General features: G+C 42.0%; 15 protein-coding genes and 1 pseudogene. 7 read left to right on the plus strand and 9 right to left on the minus strand.

Going from position 1 to position 21,468, the window contains the following annotated elements:
* The first annotated feature begins 37 nt into the window (after positions 1–37).
* Positions 38–1,768 (plus strand): AAA family ATPase, encoded by a 1,731-nt coding sequence (locus HGO23_RS12215; RefSeq protein ID WP_209026774.1) that lies wholly within the window; start codon positions 38–40, stop codon positions 1,766–1,768.
* A gap of 84 nt (positions 1,769–1,852) precedes the next feature.
* Positions 1,853–2,371 carry a bifunctional 3-hydroxydecanoyl-ACP dehydratase/trans-2-decenoyl-ACP isomerase gene (gene fabA, locus HGO23_RS12220; protein WP_209026775.1) on the plus strand — a complete coding sequence of 173 codons (519 nt, stop codon included), beginning with the start codon at positions 1,853–1,855 and terminating at the stop codon, positions 2,369–2,371.
* A 94-nt stretch (positions 2,372–2,465) separates the two neighbouring features.
* Here fabA and rmf read toward each other — a convergent pair whose 3' ends face one another.
* The 6 genes from rmf to rlmKL all read right to left on the minus strand — a co-directional run bounded on the left by rmf (position 2,466) and on the right by rlmKL (position 10,556).
* Entirely contained in the window at positions 2,466–2,624 is a 159-nt protein-coding gene (gene rmf / locus HGO23_RS12225) for a ribosome modulation factor (RefSeq protein WP_099134881.1), read from the minus strand.
* A 232-nt stretch (positions 2,625–2,856) separates the two neighbouring features.
* Positions 2,857–3,459 (minus strand): membrane integrity-associated transporter subunit PqiC, encoded by a 603-nt coding sequence (gene pqiC / locus HGO23_RS12230; RefSeq protein ID WP_209026776.1) that lies wholly within the window; start codon positions 3,457–3,459, stop codon positions 2,857–2,859.
* Positions 3,459–5,108: an intermembrane transport protein PqiB gene (pqiB, locus tag HGO23_RS12235; protein ID WP_425330498.1), complete on the minus strand. Its 1,650-nt coding sequence runs from the start codon at positions 5,106–5,108 to the stop codon at positions 3,459–3,461. The genes pqiC and pqiB overlap by 1 nt, the downstream gene beginning before the upstream one ends.
* Position 5,109: 1 nt before the next feature.
* Positions 5,110–6,378 carry a membrane integrity-associated transporter subunit PqiA gene (gene pqiA / locus HGO23_RS12240; protein WP_209026778.1) on the minus strand — a complete coding sequence of 423 codons (1,269 nt, stop codon included), beginning with the start codon at positions 6,376–6,378 and terminating at the stop codon, positions 5,110–5,112.
* 109 nt (positions 6,379–6,487) lie between these two features.
* A complete protein-coding gene (locus HGO23_RS12245) occupies positions 6,488–8,398 on the minus strand; it encodes an ABC transporter ATP-binding protein (protein WP_209026779.1) in 1,911 nt (636 codons plus the stop codon).
* Between the two features lie 4 nt (positions 8,399–8,402).
* A complete protein-coding gene (gene rlmKL, locus HGO23_RS12250) occupies positions 8,403–10,556 on the minus strand; it encodes a bifunctional 23S rRNA (guanine(2069)-N(7))-methyltransferase RlmK/23S rRNA (guanine(2445)-N(2))-methyltransferase RlmL (protein ID WP_209026780.1) in 2,154 nt (717 codons plus the stop codon).
* Between the two features lie 100 nt (positions 10,557–10,656).
* Between rlmKL and HGO23_RS19695 the strand changes: the two are divergent.
* Positions 10,657–10,800 (plus strand): annotated as a pseudogene (locus HGO23_RS19695) (type II toxin-antitoxin system Phd/YefM family antitoxin); the annotation flags it as partial.
* Positions 10,801–10,851: 51 nt separating this feature from the next.
* Here HGO23_RS19695 and HGO23_RS12255 read toward each other — a convergent pair.
* The 3 genes from HGO23_RS12255 to pepN all read right to left on the minus strand — a co-directional run bounded on the left by HGO23_RS12255 (position 10,852) and on the right by pepN (position 15,429).
* Positions 10,852–11,403, minus strand: a complete 552-nt coding sequence (locus HGO23_RS12255; RefSeq protein WP_209026781.1) for a cell division protein ZapC — start codon at positions 11,401–11,403, stop codon at positions 10,852–10,854.
* A gap of 168 nt (positions 11,404–11,571) precedes the next feature.
* Positions 11,572–12,582, minus strand: a complete 1,011-nt coding sequence (pyrD, locus tag HGO23_RS12260) for a quinone-dependent dihydroorotate dehydrogenase (RefSeq protein ID WP_209026782.1) — start codon at positions 12,580–12,582, stop codon at positions 11,572–11,574.
* 228 nt (positions 12,583–12,810) lie between these two features.
* Positions 12,811–15,429, minus strand: a complete 2,619-nt coding sequence (gene pepN, locus HGO23_RS12265) for an aminopeptidase N (protein ID WP_209026783.1) — start codon at positions 15,427–15,429, stop codon at positions 12,811–12,813.
* Positions 15,430–15,753: 324 nt separating this feature from the next.
* Here pepN and pncB point away from each other — a divergent pair, with 324 nt between their 5' ends.
* The 4 genes from pncB (at position 15,754) to HGO23_RS12285 (ending at position 21,450) form a co-directional block, all read left to right on the plus strand.
* Positions 15,754–16,968: a nicotinate phosphoribosyltransferase gene (pncB, locus tag HGO23_RS12270; protein ID WP_099134891.1), complete on the plus strand. Its 1,215-nt coding sequence runs from the start codon at positions 15,754–15,756 to the stop codon at positions 16,966–16,968.
* A gap of 224 nt (positions 16,969–17,192) precedes the next feature.
* Positions 17,193–18,593: an asparagine--tRNA ligase gene (gene asnS / locus HGO23_RS12275; protein WP_209026784.1), complete on the plus strand. Its 1,401-nt coding sequence runs from the start codon at positions 17,193–17,195 to the stop codon at positions 18,591–18,593.
* Positions 18,594–18,899: 306 nt separating this feature from the next.
* Complete coding sequence (locus HGO23_RS12280) at positions 18,900–20,018, plus strand: porin (protein ID WP_209026785.1); 1,119 nt, start codon at positions 18,900–18,902, stop codon at positions 20,016–20,018.
* Between the two features lie 241 nt (positions 20,019–20,259).
* Positions 20,260–21,450, plus strand: a complete 1,191-nt coding sequence (locus tag HGO23_RS12285) for an amino acid aminotransferase (RefSeq protein ID WP_099134894.1) — start codon at positions 20,260–20,262, stop codon at positions 21,448–21,450.
* Positions 21,451–21,468: the final 18 nt, after the last annotated feature.

Genomic DNA, 21,468 nt, shown 5'->3' on the forward strand with positions numbered 1-21,468 from the left:
TAAATGTTTCCTTTTTTCACTACATGTAGCTATCACTTTGACGAATCTAAAATTAGACTGGCAATCATTACAGCCAGACAGTGCACCTTATCAAGTACTTTTCAATTCTGTTGCTGAATTGCCTACTATTACTATAGAAGCAATTCAACCCAGATTGCATAATGGGCTAACACTTTTTTGTCAGGCCAACTTACGTCAATCTTTTATGTTGCTAAAAGCAGAGGAGAGTGATGCCTATCTGGCTCTTTTGTCCGATACAGTTTCTGCATTATTACCAGAAAATCGTCCCAATGTTGGAGGCTACTATCAGATTAAACACCAAACCATCACGTGGCACCCGTCTGGTGAAGGCCCTTTCGCACCAAATCAGCGTGTTGCTTATCGTGAGTGGATTGAACCGGAACAATTGTTTGGTAACATCTATACACATCAAGGCGTGCTTCAGTTACAACCGGGGCTTATTCATCACGTTAATGGTGGAGTCCTAATTTTACCTCTGCACACTCTGTTATCCCAACCACTAATGTGGGTTCGCCTCAAGCAAATGATCATTCAGCGCCGTTTTGATTGGTTATCACATGATGAGAATCGTTCCTTACCTCTGCCAATTCCCTCAATTCCGTTAGATTTACACCTGATTCTTGTAGGAGATCGGTCAAGCCTTGAAGAGTTACACGTTATTGAACCAGAGCTGGCAAGTAACGCTTTATACAGTGAATTTGAACTGGATATGCCATTCCATGAAGAAGCGGATCTGGCAATATGGTGTCGCTATGTCAACGGACTCATTCAGCAACAAAAATTCCCATCTTTGAGTACCGATGCATGGACAGAATTACTCAGACAAGCTATCCGCTATACTGAAGATCAATTCAGCTTGCCTTTAGATATCCAGTGGTTGAACCAAAAACTGACAACGGCAGCCAATTATCAGCAGGAAAATCAGATTACACTTTACTCTCTGCAACAGGCAGAAGAAAATCGACGTTGGCGCCATGCGTATTTGGCTGAGCGTAGTATAGATGAAATTCTGAAAGGCCAAATACTGATCCGCACCCAAGGTGCTGTTATTGGTCAAATTAACGGATTATCCGTACTTGAATATCCGGGCTATCCAGACCCCATCGGTGAACCCTCTCGTATCAGTTGTGTTGCCCATTTAGGCGATGGGGAATTTATTGATGTAGAGCGTAAGGTTGAACTGGGTGGCAATATTCATGCAAAAGGCATGATGATCATGCAGGCTTATCTGATCTCTGAATTGAAACTGGATCAACCACAGCCATTCTCTGCTTCGATTGTATTTGAGCAATCCTACGGTGAAGTTGATGGTGACAGTGCTTCATTGGCAGAATTATGTGCATTAATCAGTGCTCTGTCACAACAACCTATTGACCAGCAAATCGCTGTCACAGGTGCAGTCGACCAATTCGGTTTTGTTCAACCAATTGGTGGCGTTAATGAAAAGATTGAAGGTTTCTTCCATGTGTGCAACTGCCGTGAATTGACCAGTTCACAAGGTGTAATTATTCCAATGGCCAATGTACAACACCTATGTTTGCATCAGGATATTGTTAGCGCTGTGAAAAGTGGCAAATTCCATATTTGGGCTGTTAAACACGTATCCGAAGCCGCTTCATTATTGACCGGTATTCCTTACTATGATGCACAAAAAGAACACTTGTTATCTATGATATACGAGCGTATTACGCAAGTGAATATTCAAGAACGTCCTAAGTTACCTTGGTTCTTACGTTGGTTGGGTTAGTATACCTATATCTGATCGGAGTTGTTCAGCGTACAACTGTACGCTATTCTCTAGCCTTACCCAATGATAAGGCTATTTCAAAATATGTTTAAAAGACAAGAGTCCTACACGAAAGAAGAACTTCTAGCCTCTGGAAAAGGTCAATTATTTGGTGAGAATGAGCCACCACTCCCTTCTGGAAATATGTTAATGATGGATCGCATCATTAAGATGACAGAAGACGGTGGCGCTTATAATAAGGGGTATATCGAAGCTGAGCTCGATATTCATCCTGACCTCTGGTTTTTTGGTTGCCATTTTGTCAATGACCCCGTTATGCCCGGTTGCCTTGGCCTTGATGCAATGTGGCAACTCGTTGGTTTCTTCATGGGCTGGCTTGGTGGTGAAGGCAAAGGCCGCGCGCTTGGTGTTGGAGAAGTTAAGTTTACAGGACAAGTGTTACCAACAGCTAAAAAGGTTACCTACCGTATTAATTTGAAGCGTGTCATTAACCGTAAACTTATTATGGCTCTGGCTGATGGTGAAGTATTAGTCGATGGTAAACTCATCTATACCGCAACAGATCTAAAAGTAGGGTTATTTAAAGACACCAACAACTTTTGATTTTCCTGTATCACTTACCACTTCCCTCACTTATGCTAATCACCTCCGCTACTACACAGAGGTGATTTCCATTAAATGAAGTTATTTACTACCATCAAACACGCTCCTCCATTGCTTGACGCCAGCCCCCCAACCAATGTGAACGAGCATCCAATGAATGATAAGGACAATTTTCCCGTGGTCGCCCCAAAATACCAGCTTGATAACCTTTAGAAAGGGCGCGTGCCAAGCGGTCTCTTTTTTGTCTTTTCATGCCTTACTTCCTCAACAATTACCATGAGAAAAAATTACCATAAAAAACAATGAGTGCTTTTTATTCAGAATACGCCTAGTGATACCCCGATACGGGGTAAAAATCAAGCAAAGAAATCCATAAAAATGTCATAATTTTGCTATAAAAATACAAGCTAAATACAGAATAAAAAAACAGCAAAGAAAACTCAATTAACTGATAATCAAATAGCTTTATTACTCTGAATAACTGATTAACCCTGTGAAGCTATCTGGCTGGCAATGGACTGAGTCAACTGATGATATCCCGTAGCCAAAGCGCGTACTAATTCCGCATAACCATCTTTCGTTTGTTTCAATTCTAAGTTAAATGCTCGCTTAACCGCTTCTTTCTGATTGGATAAAACCCAATATCCCTGAATAATGACTCGCCCATCATAACGCCCATGAAAAGCTGTTATTGTGACATCCAGTGCATCAGCATTTTTCTCTATTGGCTGATCAGAAACCAACCTTTGTGGAAATGCAGCACTTAGCTGATAAACTAAAATTTGTTGTAATTGTTGCTCCAGCGGACTCGCCCATAAGTGATTTGAAGCATCGCTATAAGTGACATCTCCCGTTTGATAAACAATGCCAGATGATGCGAGATAATCAACAAGGTGTACCCTTTTTACCCATAACTGACGCTCTTGATTGGTATCTATCCTGCTTACCTCTGAGGTTATTGTTGAAGCAGGTAACTGGTAATAAATTTTTTTCGGTTGGCTACTACTGCACCCTGAAATTAATAGATTTCCCATAATCAAGAAACTGACAGGAATTAAAAGAGCCAATCTTAACATCAACTTTTTCATTAATTACGTGCCTTTTTCGGTTCCGGATCTCGAGTTGCTTCTGCTTCAAATACCAATGCGTTGCTCTTATTATTCAGCGTCTTCAATATTGGCTGCAATTCGCGCAAGACCTGATCCAAGCGCTGCATATTATCGACCAGTTTGTTGTAAACTGGCGATCCCGGTTGAATACTCTGCATACTGTGATTTAATTCATTCAACGTATTATGTATATCTTTGGGAAGACTTTGAGCTTCTTTGCTTGCAAGAATGCTATTTAACTCATTCATGGTTTTATGTGCAGCCTTGATGGTTTTCTGGCTCTCTTCTAACGTTCGCGTTGCCTGAATAAAAACTGGCTCAATTGGCATTTGATTAATTTTGTTTAGAGCCATGATGACTTTTTGCTGAATTTGAGCTAATCCACCACTTATGGTTGGTAAAATTTCATAACTGGCAAGTTTTCGCGGACCTTTCCATGCCTTCTCATCGGAATAAAAATCCAGATCAATGTACAGTGCTCCTGTCAGTAAGTTTCCTGTTTTCAAAGAGGCTCTTAAACCACGGGAAATAATTTCTTCCAACTCTTTATCTGTATAGAAACCATCACCAATTTCTTTCTCAAACCGTTCAGGTTCCATATGAATTAAGACAGGAATGCGAAAATCGCTATCAAGGCGCTGTTTGATCCCATCAGTATAAAAAGGAACTTTTGCTACCGTTCCTACCCGTATACCACGAAATTCGACAGGCGCTCCCGGTTGTAATCCTCTGACCGAATCAGAGAAGAATAGTAAGAAATCTCTGTGTTCTGTATAAAGTGAGTTTTCGATATTTTTTTCATTATCATAAAGCCTAAAAACTTCTTTTTCTTTAACCGGACTACCTAAATCCCAGCCTTTCGGTACGTCAAAACTCACACCTCCGGCAAACAAAGTCGATAATGCAGCTACCTCAACTCTTAACCCCTGTGAAGAAACATCAAAAGCAATACCGCTGTCTTTCCAAAACCGGACATTAGTTGTCAATAGTCCATCATAAGGCGCATTAACAAAAACCTGATATTTGGCTAAGCGAGATTTAGGATCAAAAGTACTTGTTTCCACTGAACCAACACGATATCCACGAAATAAAACCGGATCACTGGGGGATAATCGCCCTGCTTTTTCGCTGGTTAAAACTAACCGAATACCTTTAGCATCAGGTGATGCCAAAGGTGGTGCATCTAATAATGAAAATTTCCTTTCTTCACTACCTTCATTTCCGGGTTGTAATTCAATAAATACCCCAGATAACAATGTACTCAGGCCAGAAACTCCTTCTCGACCAATTTGGGGTTTTACGACCCAAAATGCAGTATCTTTATGTAATAATCTCTCCATACCATCATTTAAGCGCGCTTTGATAATTACTTCACCTAAGTTATCGCTTAGTGACACTCTTTCAACCACACCAACATTAACACTGCGGCTTTTTATTTTCGTTTTTCCGGCTTCAATACCTTCAGCATTAGACGTTGTCAGAGTGACTTCGGGCCCTTGATGGCTAAAGTGATAAAATAATATCCAGGCTCCAATAAGCACAGTAACAATCGGTACGATCCATATAGGTGACCAACTCTTAAGTTTACTGATCCTGGCCTGAGTCAGATTTTCTTCTTTATCCGTCACCTTACGATTCCTCATTCTTCTGTAACTCAAATTTCTTATTAGCTTTATCCCAGGTTAAGCGCGGATCAAATGTCATTGACGCAAACATTGTCAAAATCACCACCAAAGCAAACAATATTGCTCCTGTTGCGGGATAGACACTCATGAACTGCCCCATGCGTACTAATGTTGATAAAACAGCAATAACAAAAACATCAATCATTGACCAGCGCCCAACAAATTCCACCACTTCGTAAATCAAATGCATAGTTTCCGAGTTATATCTGCCGTAACTTTTAGCATCCCAGCATAACCAACAGATAGAGATCATTTTCAGCAAAGGCACCATAATACTGGCAATAAAAATAACCAAAGCAACCGGATAAGAGCCAGCATTCCAGAGCAAAATAATGCCTTCCAAAATGGTTGAGTTAATGTGACTTCCTAATGTTTGAGTCACCATGATCGGTAACGCATTCGCTGGAATATAAAGTATGGCTGATGTGACTAATAGTGCCATAGTCCATTGAAGACTATAGTGACGGCGAGCATGCCCTTTTGAGTGACAACGAGGACATTGATGTTGTTGAGCAGGCAAAATAGCAGTACAACATTGACACAATCTGATGCCCTGAACTAAACCGGGTTTACCCGCTTGCAGAGGTATACACACTTTGGGTGCAGATTCTATATCATTCCAAATCCAATATCTGTCAAGGCATTGGAACGCTCTGACCTGAAATAGGCAAAAAAGACAGTAAGGCAGAAAACTCAGGCCAACCCCAATATCGCCATAAGCCATAAGTTTAACGAAACTAACCAGCACCCCGGCTAAAAAGATCTCTGCCATACACCAAGTTTTCATCTGAAACAAAATACGCGCCAACTCAATTTTCAGTCGGTACGCTATTTTAATGTTCTGACATAAAAGGATAATGGAAACCATGCAGAATGCAGGCACAAGCTGTACAAAGATCAAGAAGAATACAGCTATGCTCGAATAATCTTCACTGAACATGACCTCTGGGATCTCTGTCAGCGTAATTTCACTGACAATACCCGCAACATTCATACTGACGAAAGGAAACAGGCAAGCAAGAAATAACATTAATAATGAACTTACTGCATAGCCTGTCGGTTGATTACGTGGTTCTTTCCACTTTGCAGTCAGTAAAGTATCACATCGTGGACAAACAGCCTTATTTCCTTCCTCCAAGTCAGGTAAGGCCACCAGCATGTCACATTGGGAGCATAAAACCAGCTTGTCATGCTGATGATTGTCAGAACACAAAGTGCCTCTCCTGTAACAAATCAATGCCGTTTTTTATCTTATTTAGCCCTGTAAATTGCCGCTATATTAGCGGCAATTTGTACACTATCGGATATATATGCAGCAAATATCATCCATTTTTCATCATTTCCAGCTCCTGCCAGCGATCAAAAGCTTTTTCTAATTCTTGCTCTTTATCTGCCAACTCTTGCAACACGTTTTGTGTGATTGCGTGTGATTGATTAAAAAATTCTGGATCACTAACCTGAGTTTGTAGCTGTTCTATTTCTTGTTCTAACGTTTCCAATAATGATGGTAGTTGCTCTAACTCCCTGAGTAAACGGTAACTTATCTTATTGTTTGAACGTTTCGTAGTTTCCTTAGCTTTAACTGGTTTGGCTTCCGCTTTCTCCCTTTTCACGGAAGGCTGGCGTAAAGAGATTGTTTGTGCCCGTTGCTGCTGAGCATCAAAGTATCCTCCAACATAGTTGTTGATCTCTCCATTACCTTCAAAAATCCAACATTCTGCTACTGAATTATCAACAAACTGACGGTCATGGCTTACCAAAATCACTGTACCACTATAGCCATCCACGAGTTCTTCCAGTAACTCCAACGTTTCAACGTCGAGATCATTGGTAGGCTCATCAAGAATAAGCAAATTGCTGGGTTTCAGGAACAAACGCGCTAACAACAGGCGGTTACGTTCACCACCTGAAAGTGCCCGAACTGGTGTCATTGCCCGTTTAGGATGGAAAAGGAAGTCTTGCAGATAGCCCAAAACATGACGTGGGTGCCCGTTCACTACCACTTCCTGTTTACCTTCGGCAAGGTTATCCATCACCGTTTTGTCTGGATCAAGAGCTGCACGATGCTGATCAAAATAAGCAACTCCAAGTTTTGTTCCACAATGGATTCGACCACTATCTGCCGACAAATCTCCCAACATCAGCTTCAATAGTGTTGTTTTACCGCAACCATTCGGCCCAACTAAAGCAATTTTGTCACCACGTTGAATTTGAGCCGAAAAATTCTTGACTAATGTCTTATCACCAATCTGGTAATTAACATTTTCCAGTTCGAACACAATTTTACCAGAGCGTGTCGCTTCTTCGACCTGCATTTTTGCCGTGCCCATAACGTTACGGCGTTCAGAGCGTTCTGCACGCAATGCTTTCAGTGCCCTTACCCGCCCTTCATTGCGGGTACGACGTGCTTTAATACCCTGACGGATCCAAACTTCTTCCTGAGCCAGTTTTTTATCAAATTCAGCATGCTGTAGTTCTTCAACCCGTAAAGCTTCTTCTTTGCCTTCAAGGTATTTATCATAATTTCCCGGCCATGAAGTCAGTTTTCCACGATCCAAATCGACAATTCGGGTCGCCATACTGCGGATAAATGAACGGTCATGGGAAATAAAAACTAAGCTGCCATTAAAATCTTTCAGGAAATTTTCCAACCATTCAATCGTATCAATATCAAGATGGTTAGTTGGTTCATCAAGAAAGAGAACTTTTGGTGAACTGACCAAAGCTCTTCCTAAAGCAGCTTTACGTAACCAGCCTCCCGACAGAGAAGATAATTTCGCCTCGGCGGGTAAAGAAAGCTGTTTTAATACATCATTAATCCGGCTGTCCAATGACCAAAGACCGCGAATATCTAACACTTCCTGTAATTCAGCCAATCGGTTGAGGTTTTTGTCGCTGGGATCCGTTTCTACCAAGCATGATGCGTGATGAAACGCCTTGATATATTCCGCCTGCTCTTTCACGCCTTCAGCAACAAAATCAAATACCGTTCCTTCCACATCACTGGGAGGATCTTGTTGCAAACGGGCGACAATCAGATCCTGCTCATAGGTAACTTGCCCGTCATCTAGCATTTGTTCTTTCGCCAGTACACACAATAAGGTAGATTTCCCTGCCCCATTGCGGCCAACCAGACACACTCTCTCATTTTCTTCGATATGCAGCTCAGCGTTATCCAATAACGGCGCATCACTGAATGATAACCAGGCACCAGATAAACTAATCAATGACATAATATTATTTTTCCTCGCCAACGTGACGCAGCAGCCAGCAATTGTGGATCTGGCGGTTACGGGCAAAATCTTGAGATAAAGTTTTTTCTGTGATTTCTTCCGCAACCAGACCTAATTTCTCAAGTTCAACAAAATCAATTTTAAAACCACGCTTATTGTTAGAGAACATTAAAGTTCCGCCACGACGAAGCAAGCATTTTAGCTGTTTCATTAAGGCAATGTGATCACGTTGAACATCGAATGTATCTTCCATACGTTTGGAATTGGAGAATGTCGGAGGGTCAATAAAAATCAGATCAAATTGTTCACGTGTCTGCGCAAGCCAACCCAAACAATCAGCCTGAATCAAACGATGCTGACGACCAGTCAGACCATTTACCTGCAAGTTTTTCTCAGCCCACTCAAGGTAAGTGCGGGACATATCTACTGTGGTCGTCGAGCGCGCTCCTCCCAATCCGGCATGAACTGTTGCTGAACCGGTATAGGCAAATAAATTGAGGAAATCTTTCCCTTGACTCATTTCTCCCAATTTCCGGCGGGCAATACGGTGATCGAGGAATAGTCCTGTATCCAGATAATCTGTCAGGTTAACCCAGAATTTCGCCCCATACTCATTCACCAAAAAGAATTCTTTCTTCTCAGCGAGTTTTTCGTATTGATTTTTGCCTTTCTGACGCTGACGGGTTTTCAGGATTAACTGATTAGATTGTAATCCGAGCACATTCATTGTTGCACTGATCACATCAAATAGGCGTTGACGAGCTTTATTAGCATCAACAGATTTAGGTGGTGAATATTCCTGAACAATAACTTTATCAGCATAGCGATCAACTGCTACGTTATATTCCGGCAAATCTGCATCATATAACCGATAGCAATCAATACCCTGCTGCTTAGCCCATTTACTCAGCTTCTTCTCATTTTTACGCAGACGGTTCGCATAATCTTCGGCAATACCACTATCCAATGATTGAGGTTTGTCTGATAACTGCTCGCTTTTCTGGATGGAAGAGTTTGCCTGGATAAAATAGTTTTTCTGAACACAATCCAAAGGGCCATTTTTCGCTTTAAACTCACGTTCAGCCCGCAATTGCAGACAACTCAACAATTCTGGTGAAGCACTGAATAAAGATAAGCGCCAGCCCGGAAAACGACTTTTCATGATCCGGCCAAATACACTGTGCAAAGCAATCAGTGCAGGCTCACTTTCAAGACGTTCCCCATAAGGCGGATTACTCAATACTGTACCTGTTACCCTTGCCAGTAATGGGTTTTCCAACTTACTCGCATCTCCCTGTTGAAACTGGATTAATTGGGAAACTCCAGCCCTTCTGGCATTTGAGCGCGCCATATCCATAACCCGACGGTCAATATCTATACCAAAAAAGCGGGAAGTCGTTTCTTGCAGTCCTTTACGGAAACGCACCTGCGCTTCCGTGACAACTTCACGCCAGATTGTTTCATTGAATTTCAGCCATGAAGTGAATCCCCAATGTTGACGGCGTAAACCAGGAGCACAATCTGCCGCTATCATTGCCGCTTCAATCAACAACGTTCCTGAACCACACATAGGATCAACCATCGGCGTTCCCGCATTCCAACCAGAACGCAAGACAATCGCTGCAGCCAAATTCTCTTTTAAAGGGGCTTGTCCGGCCAAATCACGATAACCACGGATATGTAACCCATCGCCACTTAAATCCAGGGAGACAGTTGCCTTTTCTTTATTCAGGAAGACATTAATGCGGATATCCGGCTGTTGCTTAGCCACATCAGGACGTTGCTTTATTTTACGAATAAAACAGTCAACAATGGCGTCTTTTACTTTCAGAGCGCCATATTGTGTATTCCTGATTTCTTCATTTGTACCACTGAAATGGACTGAGAATGTACTATCTACTGAAAAAATATCAGTCCAGTCAATAGATTGGACTCCAAGATACAGATCCAGATCACTGTAAACCTTGAATTCATTAAGTGGAAGCAGGATACGGGATGCCAGTCTGCTCCAGAGCAGGCTTTTATACATCACCTGTTCATCACCTTTAAAATGAACCCCGCCTTGGGCAATCTTACAGGATTGCGCACCCAGCATTTCCAGTTCGTTTTTTAACAGTTCTTCTAGTCCACGTGCCGTGCTGGCAAAGAGAGAGTTCATACTATTATTCACCAAGACTATTATTTATCAAGAAAATATACCACCAAAAAATTGCTGCCATTATAGCTAATACCAGCAACATGTCATAAGGTTGCTCACTCTGAACAAAAATCAACCTGTTTTTTATTGTGTTACTGCGGAACTGTACGAAAAAATGCCGGAGACTCTCGATGATAAGATATTAGTTAAGATAGTGAAAGAGAGGGAAAGTCAGCCCTTGGTTAATGTAGATCAATATCTATAAGCTATAAAGTTAATTTGTTGTCTTCCCATAATACAATAACGTTAGATTACCTTAAATCACCTTGTCATATATTGGCGCCTGAACAGGTTCAAAATAAGGAATTAAACGATCATTCATTATTTTGATCGGATCGCAAAAATTCATCACGCGATCACCGAGATCTAATTTTTGCTGCACTAATAAGCATACGCTGGCACTATCTCCAGCTTCAGCAACCATAAACAGAATTTCTGTTCCATCGTTTTGTAAACGCACCTGAACAATTTCTCCTTGTTCCGGTTTAGTAATTAAAGAAAAAACAGAAAAATACCAGCTTTTTGGCATTTGTGGTTTCATAAAGCGAAACGCAATTAATCCATTTAGCGCTAATTCAGCCCTGAGCTCTGGTGCAATATGAATACGGCGGGAATACTCTTCGAAAGTATAATAAAGTGCTGCATCATCGACAGAAAAACAGCTTTCTTTCATTGTGGTCGCATAAATAGTCAACATTTTGGCAGGAAAACGGGAACGAAAAACCATACCATTAGCAAGATCGAGCATGACACGATTATGCTCGGCATCAAAATACCAGCGCCACTGATCATCAGGTCTAATTCTCATTGGTTACCCTTTTATGCTCAAAATAGTTTACTTGTTAAAAAATAAGTACCACCATCATGGAAATTCAAAAGAATTTAAAAGATTAGTCTGTCAGACAAAATATAGACGAATTGGGGGCAGAAATAAACCCCCAACACAAAACCTTCAACACAAGATTGCAGCGAATACTCAGATATAATTAACAATATCTTTGATTAACTTTGGCCCTTTATAAATAAAACCAGAGAATATCTGAATCAATGAAGCGCCTGCTTCCATTTTTTCTCTGGCAGAAACCAGAGAGTCAATTCCACCAACGCCAATAATTGGTATTTCACCTTTTAATTCCTGAGAAAGACGTCGAATAATCTCTGTGCTGTGCAGTTGTACAGGGCGACCACTCAAACCACCAGCTTGCTGACAGTGACTCAATCCTTCAATAATATTTCTATCTAATGTGGTATTAGTCGCAATAACACCATCAATGTGATGGCACATTAAACTATCGGCGATTTTTACTAATTCTTCTTCTGTCAGGTCTGGCGAAATTTTCACAGCAACAGGAACATACTTTTGATATTTTTGTTGTAGTTCACTTTGTTTATTTTTAATCGCAGATAAGAGATCATCCAGTGCTTCACCATACTGTAATGTTCTCAGGCCCGGTGTATTAGGTGAAGAGATATTAATCGTAATATAACCTGCATGAGAATAAACTTTATCCATGCAAATTAAATAATCATCTTTACCATTTTCTACTGATGTATCTTTATTTTTACCAATATTAATTCCGATAATTCCGTCATATTTTGCTCTTTTTACATTCTCAACCAAATTATCAACGCCAAGATTATTAAAACCCATCCGATTAATAATGCCTTCTGCTTCAACAACGCGGAATAATCTCGGTTTATCATTCCCGGCTTGTGGGCGTGGCGTTACTGTACCAATTTCAACAAAGCCAAAGCCCATCGCGCCAAATGCATCAACGCAATCACCATTCTTATCAAGACCAGCAGCTAAACCAAGAGGATTTTTAAATGACAACCCCATACAAGTGACGGGTTTAGCAGCGACTGATTGGCGGATGAGAAATTCGAAAGGAGTACCGGTAACAAGTTTGAGCTGGCGGAAAGTAAGTTCATGTGCCTGTTCCGGATCAAGCTGGAACAATGCCTTTTTTAGAAGAGGATAATACATGTAATCTCCTGCAAGCATAATGACAGGTCATGATGACGGTGAAATAAGCGCGGAGCATCTTAAAGAGATCCTGTCAAAATGTAAACGTTACAAAGAAGATATTTTTCAGTGTATTTCTGTATTAACAAATAGCTATATTAACAAGTCGCTGTGTTAGCAAGTTATCGACAGAAGAAGATCTGAACAGCAAAATCTCCTCCGGCTATTGCCGGAGGAAAATATCATAACTTAGCTTTCAAGTGCCTTGGTGATTTTTTCAAACAGGTCACCAGATAAGTTTTCCAGTTCTTTCAGTTCTTCTAAAGTAGCACGCATCAGCGCCTGACGTTTTTCATCATAACGTTTCAGGCGAATCAACGGTTCAATCAAACGTGACGCCACTTGTGGATTCCGGCTGTTCAAATCAGTCAATACTTCTTTCAGGAACTGATAACCACGCCCATCTTCAGCATGGAATGCTACTGCATTATTGACAAAGAAAGTTCTCAGCAACGAATAAATCCGGTTCGGATTACTCAAACTGAAAGAACGATGCTTCATCAAGCTACGCACTTTATCAAGCACATCAAACGCAGGGCTAGTGGCCTGAAGAATAAACCACTTATCCATAACCAAACCATCTTGATGCCAACGTTGATCAAACTCATCCATCAACTGATAACTGCAAGGTAATTCTGCCGCCATTGCCGCAGATAACGCAGCAATAGTATCCGTCATATTATCAGCCTGATAATATTGAGCCGCGATTAATTTATCTGCCTGCCCCTTATCTTCAATAAAAGCTAAATAATGCAGACAAATATTGCGTAATGCCCGTTTCGCAATATCCTGATGTTCCACACGATATGTTCCTGTGTGAATACTGTGATAAACAGCAGCGAACTCATCCACCATTTCATTAGCCAGACTACGCGTGATAGCATAAAGCACTTCATGAATAGCCTGTGGATCAATCACCGTAAACAACTCTGCCATTTCATTTTCAGAAGGCAGTGTCAGGATCAAGGCAGCCAACGCAGGATCAATTTCCTTATCCAACAATACCGCGCGGAATGCATCAATCACATGCATTGGCAGCTCTATTGGCTGAGATTGCTGATAGCGGGCAACATTCAGTTTTACATAATTAGCCAATAGTGCTTGTGCGGCATCCCAGCGGGAAAATTCATTACGTGCATGCTTCATTAAGAAAGCCAATTGGGAATCACTATATGGATAATCCAGTTTCACCGGTGCCGAGAATTCACGTAATAAAGAAGGAATTGGCTGTGACGGAACAACATCAAATACAAATGATTGTTCTGCATTGATAACATTCAGGACATAGTGAACCAACTGACCATCACGACACAGTGGGATCACCCGGCCATCCTCATCATACAATTCAATATCCAGCGGAATGTGTAGTGGCAGCTTCTCTTTCTGATCGGCAGTTGGTGGTGTCATCTGAGTGACATGCAGAGTATATTGCTGTTTTTCTGCATCGTACTCATCGCGGACAGTCACTACCGGAGTACCGGATTGGCTGTACCAACGACGGAATAATGTCAAATCAACGTTTGAAGCATCCTCCATCGCCTGAACAAAATCATCACAGGTTGCTGCGCTACCATCATGACGATGAATATAAAGCTGCATTCCCGCCTGAAATTGTTCCTCACCCAACAATGTATGGATCATTCGGATCACTTCCGAACCTTTCTCATAGACTGTCAACGTATAGAAATTATTCATCTCCATTACTTGATCAGGGCGGATAGGATGCGCCATTGGGCTGGCATCTTCAGCAAACTGTGCTGCGCGCATAACACGCACATTATTAATACGGTTAACAGAACGTGAACCTAAATCAGAACTGAATTCTTGATCACGGAATACCGTCAACCCTTCTTTCAGGCTTAACTGGAACCAATCACGACAGGTGATCCTGTTTCCCGTCCAGTTATGGAAATATTCATGACCAATCACGGCTTCAATGCCAAGATAATCTTTGTCTGTTGCCGTTTCAGTTTTAGCTAATACATATTTTGAGTTAAAGATATTTAGCCCTTTATTCTCCATCGCCCCCATATTGAAGAAATCAACAGCGACAATCATGTAAATATCAAGGTCATACTCCAAACCAAAGCGAGTCTCATCCCACTTCATGGAGTTTTTCAGTGATGTCATGGCCCAATCGGCACGATCCAAATTACCCCGGTCTACAAACAGCTCCAGAGCAACTTCATGACCACTACGGGTAATAAAAGTATCACGCAAAACATCAAAATCCCCTGCCACCAACGCGAACAGATAAGAGGGTTTCGGGAATGGATCCTGCCATTTCACCCAATGGCGGCCATCATCAAGCTCTCCCTGCTCGACGCGGTTACCATTAGACAATAAGAAAGGATATTTGGATTTATCTGCGGTAATACGGGCCGTAAAACGAGCCAATACATCCGGTCTGTCCAGATAGTAAGTAATGTTACGAAAACCTTCCGATTCACACTGCGTACACAGAGCATCACCTGACACATACAGACCTTCAAGTGCGGTATTAGCAGATGGATGATTTTCAACAACAATTTTCAAAGTAAACTGCGCGGGTAATTGTTCTATGATTAATTTATCATCCTGCTCCTGATAATGTTCCCACGCTGTATCATTAATATGAATACTCTTCAGTGTGAGATTTTCCCCATCCAAAATGAGGGGTGCAATGTCATTAATCAGACGTTTTACCTGGCTGGTTGCCGTTACAGTTGTTTTATCTGCATCCAGAACAAAATCGAGATCAATATCTGTAATCGTGTAATCTGGCGCTTTATAATCCAGACGATGTTTAATAAGCCGCTGTTTTGTCATAAGAAACCTTTTTCATTACTTGATTGAGAAGCTAACGCTGCCACAGAGATCCCATCCTTTCAATCTTGAAATCTCTTTTTTCATATATTAATGATTTATTAAATAAAGGTATAAATGATGTAATCGGTATATTGGTGCTTTTGTGCTAATTATCATCTCATATTGTATTTAACATGATATCATCTATAAATTGATCAACCTTAATCTCTTGTCCGGAAAAATATATGTGATTATGTGGCTTTAATAACGAAATAATCGCGGTATACTCTTCCGACTTTATCGATTTAGCAGACACAAATGCTCCGCGAGGATGTTTGACGCGCCATGACTTTAGACGCTACCCCGATTATCAGATCACTGCTTGACACTGATGCTTATAAATTTCATATGCAGCAAGCAGTGTACCACCATTACAACGATATTCCTGTTGTTGCAGAATTTCGTTGTCGTGGTGATGAGCTACTCGGTGAATATGCCGAGGAATTACGTCATCAAATTAATATGATGGCTGATTTAGCCCTGACAGAACGCGAGGCTGAATATCTTTCCAGTTTACCGTTCTTTAAACAAGATTATCTGGACTGGTTCAAAACTTTTCGTTTTAACCCAGAACAAGTCGAAGTTTCTGTTACTGATAAGGGACAGTTAGCCATCAGAATTTCAGGTTTATGGCGTGACGTTATTCTATGGGAAGTCCCGCTGCTTGCCTTAATCAGTGAACTGGTTCACCGTCACCGTTCTCCTGAAATAAAACCGGAAGTGGCTGTCAGTCAGCTCAGAAAATTAATCGAGCTGTTCCATCAAGACGCCACAGCAGAAAATATCGATTTGTCCGGTTTCAAATTGATGGATTTCGGCACTCGTCGCCGTTTTTCACATGAAGTGCAGTATGCCATTGTCAAGGAGCTGAAAGAGAGCTTTCCTTATCTGATTGGCACCAGTAACTACCAACTGGCACAACAGCTGGATCTGGCACCTCTTGGCACACAAGCTCATGAGTGGTTTCAGGCACATCAACAAATCAGCCCTGAACTTGCCAACAGCCAGCGGGCAGCATTACAGACTTGGTTGAATGAATACCCAGAGCAGTTGGGCATTGCCCTGACAGATTGCATTACGATGGATGCATTCCTGCGGGATTTTGATAAATCCTTTGCTACCGCTTATATTGGCCTGCGCCATGACTCCGGTGACCCAATCGAATGGGGTGAAAAAGCAATTGCACACTACCAATCACTGGGTATCAATCCACTGACCAAAACGTTGGTATTTTCAGACAGTCTGGATCTGCAAAAATCTCTGGCTCTCTATCAACATTTTTACAAGCGAATCAATGTTATGTTTGGCATTGGCACACGGTTAACCTGTAATATTCCGGGTATAAAACCGCTGAATATTGTGATCAAACTTGTTGAATGCAACGGTAAACCGGTGGCTAAGCTATCTGACAGCCCCGGCAAAACCATTTGTGAAGATGTTGAGTTTGTCAATAGATTACGCAGAGCGTTTGATATACCGGAAATGAAAAAAGCCGTGTAGTTTCCGGTATAGTTTCTACTGATTGTTTCCGGCATAACCAGATAGATCCCGGTTATGCCGGGAAGAAAAATAACTTTTCTCTTTATTTCCCCGTTAATCCCCTTAATTTCTGCTTGTTTCCTGTGAGATGACAAGTAAGATAAAGAGCCATAGTGCCATTTGACACTATTTACAATAAATCCAATTATCTATTTCACTATTATATATAAAGAAGAGAGAAATTTATGAGCGTAGCGCCTGTAGTCGATGTACTGCAAGGCCGTGTTCCGGTTGGCAGCGAAGTCACCGTCCGCGGCTGGGTACGTACAAGGAGAGATTCTAAAGCTGGTATCTCATTCCTCGCCGTCCATGACGGTTCCTGCTTTAATCCATTACAGGCCGTCGTTAATAATAATTTACCTAATTACCAGGATGAAATTCTGAATCTGACTACTGGCTGCTCTGTGGAAGTGACCGGCACAGTAGCAGAGTCACAAGGTAAAGGCCAGAGTTTCGAACTGCAAGCAACCAAAGTGGTTGTCGTTGGTATAGTGGAAGATCCTGATACATATCCAATGGCGGCGAAACGCCACAGCATTGAATATCTACGTGAAGTGGCCCACCTCCGCCCACGTACCAACCTGATTGGCGCAGTTGCCCGTGTTCGTCACACTCTGGCACAAGCTCTGCATCGTTTCTATCATGAGAAAGGTTTCTTTTGGGTATCTTCTCCCTTGATCACTGCTTCAGATACCGAAGGTGCGGGAGAGATGTTCCGCGTTTCCACTTTGGATCTGCAAAACCTGCCACTGACGGATAAAGGTGACGTTGATTTCAGCAAAGATTTCTTCGGACGTGAAGCCTTCCTGACAGTATCCGGTCAGCTGAACGGTGAGGCTTACGCCTGTGCATTGAGCAAAGTCTACACCTTCGGGCCGACTTTCCGTGCTGAAAACTCCAATACCAGCCGCCATCTGGCTGAGTTCTGGATGCTTGAGCCAGAAGTCGCTTTTGCCGATCTGAACGACATCGCCAAACTCGCTGAAGAAATGCTGAAGTATGTCTTCAAGGCCGCTTTGGCAGAACGCGCTGATGATCTGGCGTTCTTTGCAGAACGTGTTGATAGCGAAGTCATTATCCGACTGGAAAAATTTGTTGATTCAGACTTTGTTCAGTTGGATTACACTGATGCTATTGAAATTCTGGAAAACTGTGGTCATAAATTCGAAAACCCTGTTTACTGGGGTGTTGATTTGGCATCTGAACATGAACGCTATCTGGCAGAGAAGCACTTTGGTGCGCCAGTTATCATGAAAAACTATCCAAAAGACATCAAAGCCTTTTACATGCGCATGAATGAAGATGGTAAAACTGTTGCTGCAATGGATGTTCTGGCGCCAGGCATTGGTGAAATTATTGGTGGCTCCCAACGTGAAGAACGTTTGGACATGCTGGATAAGCGTATGGAAGAGATGGAACTGAATAAAGAAGATTATTGGTGGTATCGTGATCTACGCCGTTATGGCACCGTTCCTCATTCTGGTTTCGGTCTGGGCTTTGAACGTCTGGTGGCTTATGTTACTGGTGTATCAAATGTACGCGATGTTATCCCGTTCCCTCGGACACCAAGAAACGCAAGTTTCTAATGAATTAGCTCAATAAATACGCAAAATTTAATCCTAAGAAAAGCCAGCATTTGCTGGCTTTTTTCATTCTATGGCGAAAACAGCGCAAAAAAAGTTCCTTGACATTTACAATTTGAAATATCTATTTTCATTTGGTTACTAATTTTGTGCTTTTGTAGCATTTTGAGGGTGGATAAAACCTATGACCAATGGAACACTGAGCGCAGATTAATAAGACACCTGATACCCATAAATAGTTCCAAAAACTTTAGTGTTCTGTTTCTGACAGTAACAGATGTCTGAATAACACCAATGAGGGTAATAATAATGAAGCGCAATATTCTTGCAGTGGTAATTCCAGCTCTGCTGGTTGCTGGTACAGCAAACGCAGCCGAAATTTTCAACAAAGATGGTAACAAACTGGATCTGTACGGTAAAGTAGACGTCCGTCATCAGCTCGCAGATAAGAGAAGCAGTGAAGATGGTGATGCTTCTTACGCTCGTATCGGCATCAAAGGCGAAACTCAGATCACTGATCAACTGACTGGTTTCGGTCGTTGGGAATACAATCTGAAAGCCCACACCGAAGAAGGTAAGCAAGATACTGCTACCACTGCTACCCGTCTGGCTTTTGCTGGTTTGAAATTCGCTAACTACGGTTCACTGGATTACGGTCGTAACTACGGCGTAAACTACGACGTTAACGCATGGACTGACGTACTGCCAATCTTTGGTGGTGACTCCATGGCTAAGACTGACAATTTCATGACTGGCCGTGCTACTGGCCTGTTGACCTACCGTAACACTGACTTCTTTGGTCTGGTTGATGGCCTGAACTTTGCTCTGCAATACCAAGGCCAGAACAGCAACCGCACCAAAAATGGCCGTGAAGACATCAAGAAAGCAAATGGTGATGGCTACGGTTTGTCTGCTACCTACAACGTAGGTTACGGCATCACTGTTGGTGGTACTTATGCTAATTCTGCCCGTACCTTAGGTAATGGTCAGAAACAGTCTAATGCCTTTGGTAAACGTGCTGAAGCATGGAACATCGGTGCGAAATACGATGCTAACAACGTATATCTGGCAGCAATGTACGGCGAAACCCGCAATATGACCCTTGGTTCAGTAAATGTTGCTGGTATAAAACACGACGGTATTGCTAATAAAACTCAAAACGTTGAATTAGTTGCACAATACCTGTTCGCTGACTATGGTCTGAAACCATCTCTGGCTTATGTGCAGTCAAAAGGCAAAGATCTGACTGAAGGCAAAGACCGTTTCAACGCTGATCTAGTCAAATATGTTTCTGTAGGTTCTTACTACTACTTTAACAAAAACCTGTCTACCTATGTTGATTATAAAATCAACCTACTGAACAAAAACGAAGGTAACGACACAGGTGCTCGTAATGTATTCGGTGTTGGTCTGACTTATCAGTTCTAATCACTGCTGATAAACTGTTTAGCGAAAAGTTAAACATATTTATCTCAGAAAAGCAGCGCCGGAGCGCTGCTTTTTTATTTTATTTCACTGTTTTTCCTGACTATTTTCTTCACTCCGTAAACTACTTCACAAGATTTTATTCTTTTTACTACTAGTGGTTGGCAAATGGATTCCTTAAGGTTACCCTGAGCGGCATATAACTCATTTTGGGCTTAACTCTCCAAATTTTGGAATTGAAAAAATGTTTGAGAAAATCACAGCAGCTCCTGCCGACCCCATCCTTGGTTTAGCGGATAGTTTTAAAGTTGATCCCCGCGAAAATAAAATCAACTTGGGTATTGGTGTCTACAAAGATGAAACCGGTAAAACCCCTGTCCTGACCACCGTTAAAAAAGCAGAAAAATTCCTGCTAGAAAATGAAACTACTAAAAATTATTTGGCAATTAGCGGATTACCGGAATTTGGTCGTGTAACTCAAGAACTGCTCTTCGGCAGCACCAGCGCTATCGTTACTGACAAACGCGCCCGTACTGTACAAAGCCCAGGCGGAACAGGTGCACTGCGTATTGCCGCTGATTTTATTGCTAAACAAACCAATGCCAAACGTGTTTGGATCAGCAACCCGACCTGGCCAAACCATATAGGTGTTTTCACCAGCGCAGGTTTAGAGATCCGCGAATACAACTATTACGATGCAGAAAAACACGCACTGGACTTCGAAGGTATGCTGGCAAGTCTGTCTGAAGCACAGGCAGGTGATGTTGTTCTGCTGCATGGCTGCTGCCATAACCCAACCGGTATTGATCCAACCGCTGAACAGTGGCAGAAACTGGCAGATTTATCTGCAGCAAATGGCTGGTTGCCTGTATTCGATTTCGCTTATCAGGGCTTTGCCAAAGGTCTGGATGAAGACGCCGAAGGTCTGCGCATTTTTGCCAAAAATCACAATGAACTGCTCGTTGCCAGCTCTTACTCCAAAAACTTCGGCCTGTACAATGAGCGTGTAGGCGCTTGTACCATCGTTGCAGCAGATAGTGACACCGCAGAAAAAGCATTCAGTCAGGCGAAATCTATTGTTCGTACCAACTACTCTAACCCACCAGCACATGGTGCATCTGTAGTAACAACCATTCTGTCCAACGAAGAACTGAAAGCAGAATGGGTTCAGGAGTTGGCAACAATGCGCGAACGCATTCAACGTATGCGTCAGTTGTTTGTAAACACTTTGCAAGAAAAAGGGACAAAACAAGATTTCAGCTTCATCATCGCTCAAAATGGTATGTTCTCATTTAGTGGTCTGACTAAAGAACAAGTTGAGCGCCTGCGTGAAGAATATGCCGTATATGCGGTCAGCTCTGGCCGTATTAACGTAGCAGGCTTAACACTGGAGAACATGGTTCCACTGTGTGAAGCTATCGTTGCCGTGCTTTAATTTTCATAAGGTACATAA

The sequence above is a fragment of the Xenorhabdus budapestensis genome (assembly GCF_017743015.1).
Classification (GTDB): Bacteria; Pseudomonadota; Gammaproteobacteria; order Enterobacterales; family Enterobacteriaceae; genus Xenorhabdus; species Xenorhabdus budapestensis.

Bases quoted from the DNA above. Each gene is read 5' to 3' on its own strand.
- pepN (WP_209026783.1), bottom strand. From the start codon at position 15,429: ATGACAAAACAGCGGCTTATTAAACATCGTCTGGATTATAAAGCGCCA.
- pyrD (WP_209026782.1), bottom strand. From the start codon at position 12,582: ATGTATTATCCTCTTCTAAAAAAGGCATTGTTCCAGCTTGATCCGGAA.
- pqiC (WP_209026776.1), bottom strand. From the start codon at position 3,459: ATGAAAAAGTTGATGTTAAGATTGGCTCTTTTAATTCCTGTCAGTTTC.
- fabA (WP_209026775.1), top strand. From the start codon at position 1,853: ATGTTTAAAAGACAAGAGTCCTACACGAAAGAAGAACTTCTAGCCTCT.
- rmf (WP_099134881.1), bottom strand. From the start codon at position 2,624: ATGAAAAGACAAAAAAGAGACCGCTTGGCACGCGCCCTTTCTAAAGGT.
- HGO23_RS12280 (WP_209026785.1), top strand. From the start codon at position 18,900: ATGAAGCGCAATATTCTTGCAGTGGTAATTCCAGCTCTGCTGGTTGCT.
- HGO23_RS12255 (WP_209026781.1), bottom strand. From the start codon at position 11,403: ATGAGAATTAGACCTGATGATCAGTGGCGCTGGTATTTTGATGCCGAG.
- rlmKL (WP_209026780.1), bottom strand. From the start codon at position 10,556: ATGAACTCTCTCTTTGCCAGCACGGCACGTGGACTAGAAGAACTGTTA.
- HGO23_RS12285 (WP_099134894.1), top strand. From the start codon at position 20,260: ATGTTTGAGAAAATCACAGCAGCTCCTGCCGACCCCATCCTTGGTTTA.
- asnS (WP_209026784.1), top strand. From the start codon at position 17,193: ATGAGCGTAGCGCCTGTAGTCGATGTACTGCAAGGCCGTGTTCCGGTT.
- pncB (WP_099134891.1), top strand. From the start codon at position 15,754: ATGACTTTAGACGCTACCCCGATTATCAGATCACTGCTTGACACTGAT.
- HGO23_RS12245 (WP_209026779.1), bottom strand. From the start codon at position 8,398: ATGTCATTGATTAGTTTATCTGGTGCCTGGTTATCATTCAGTGATGCG.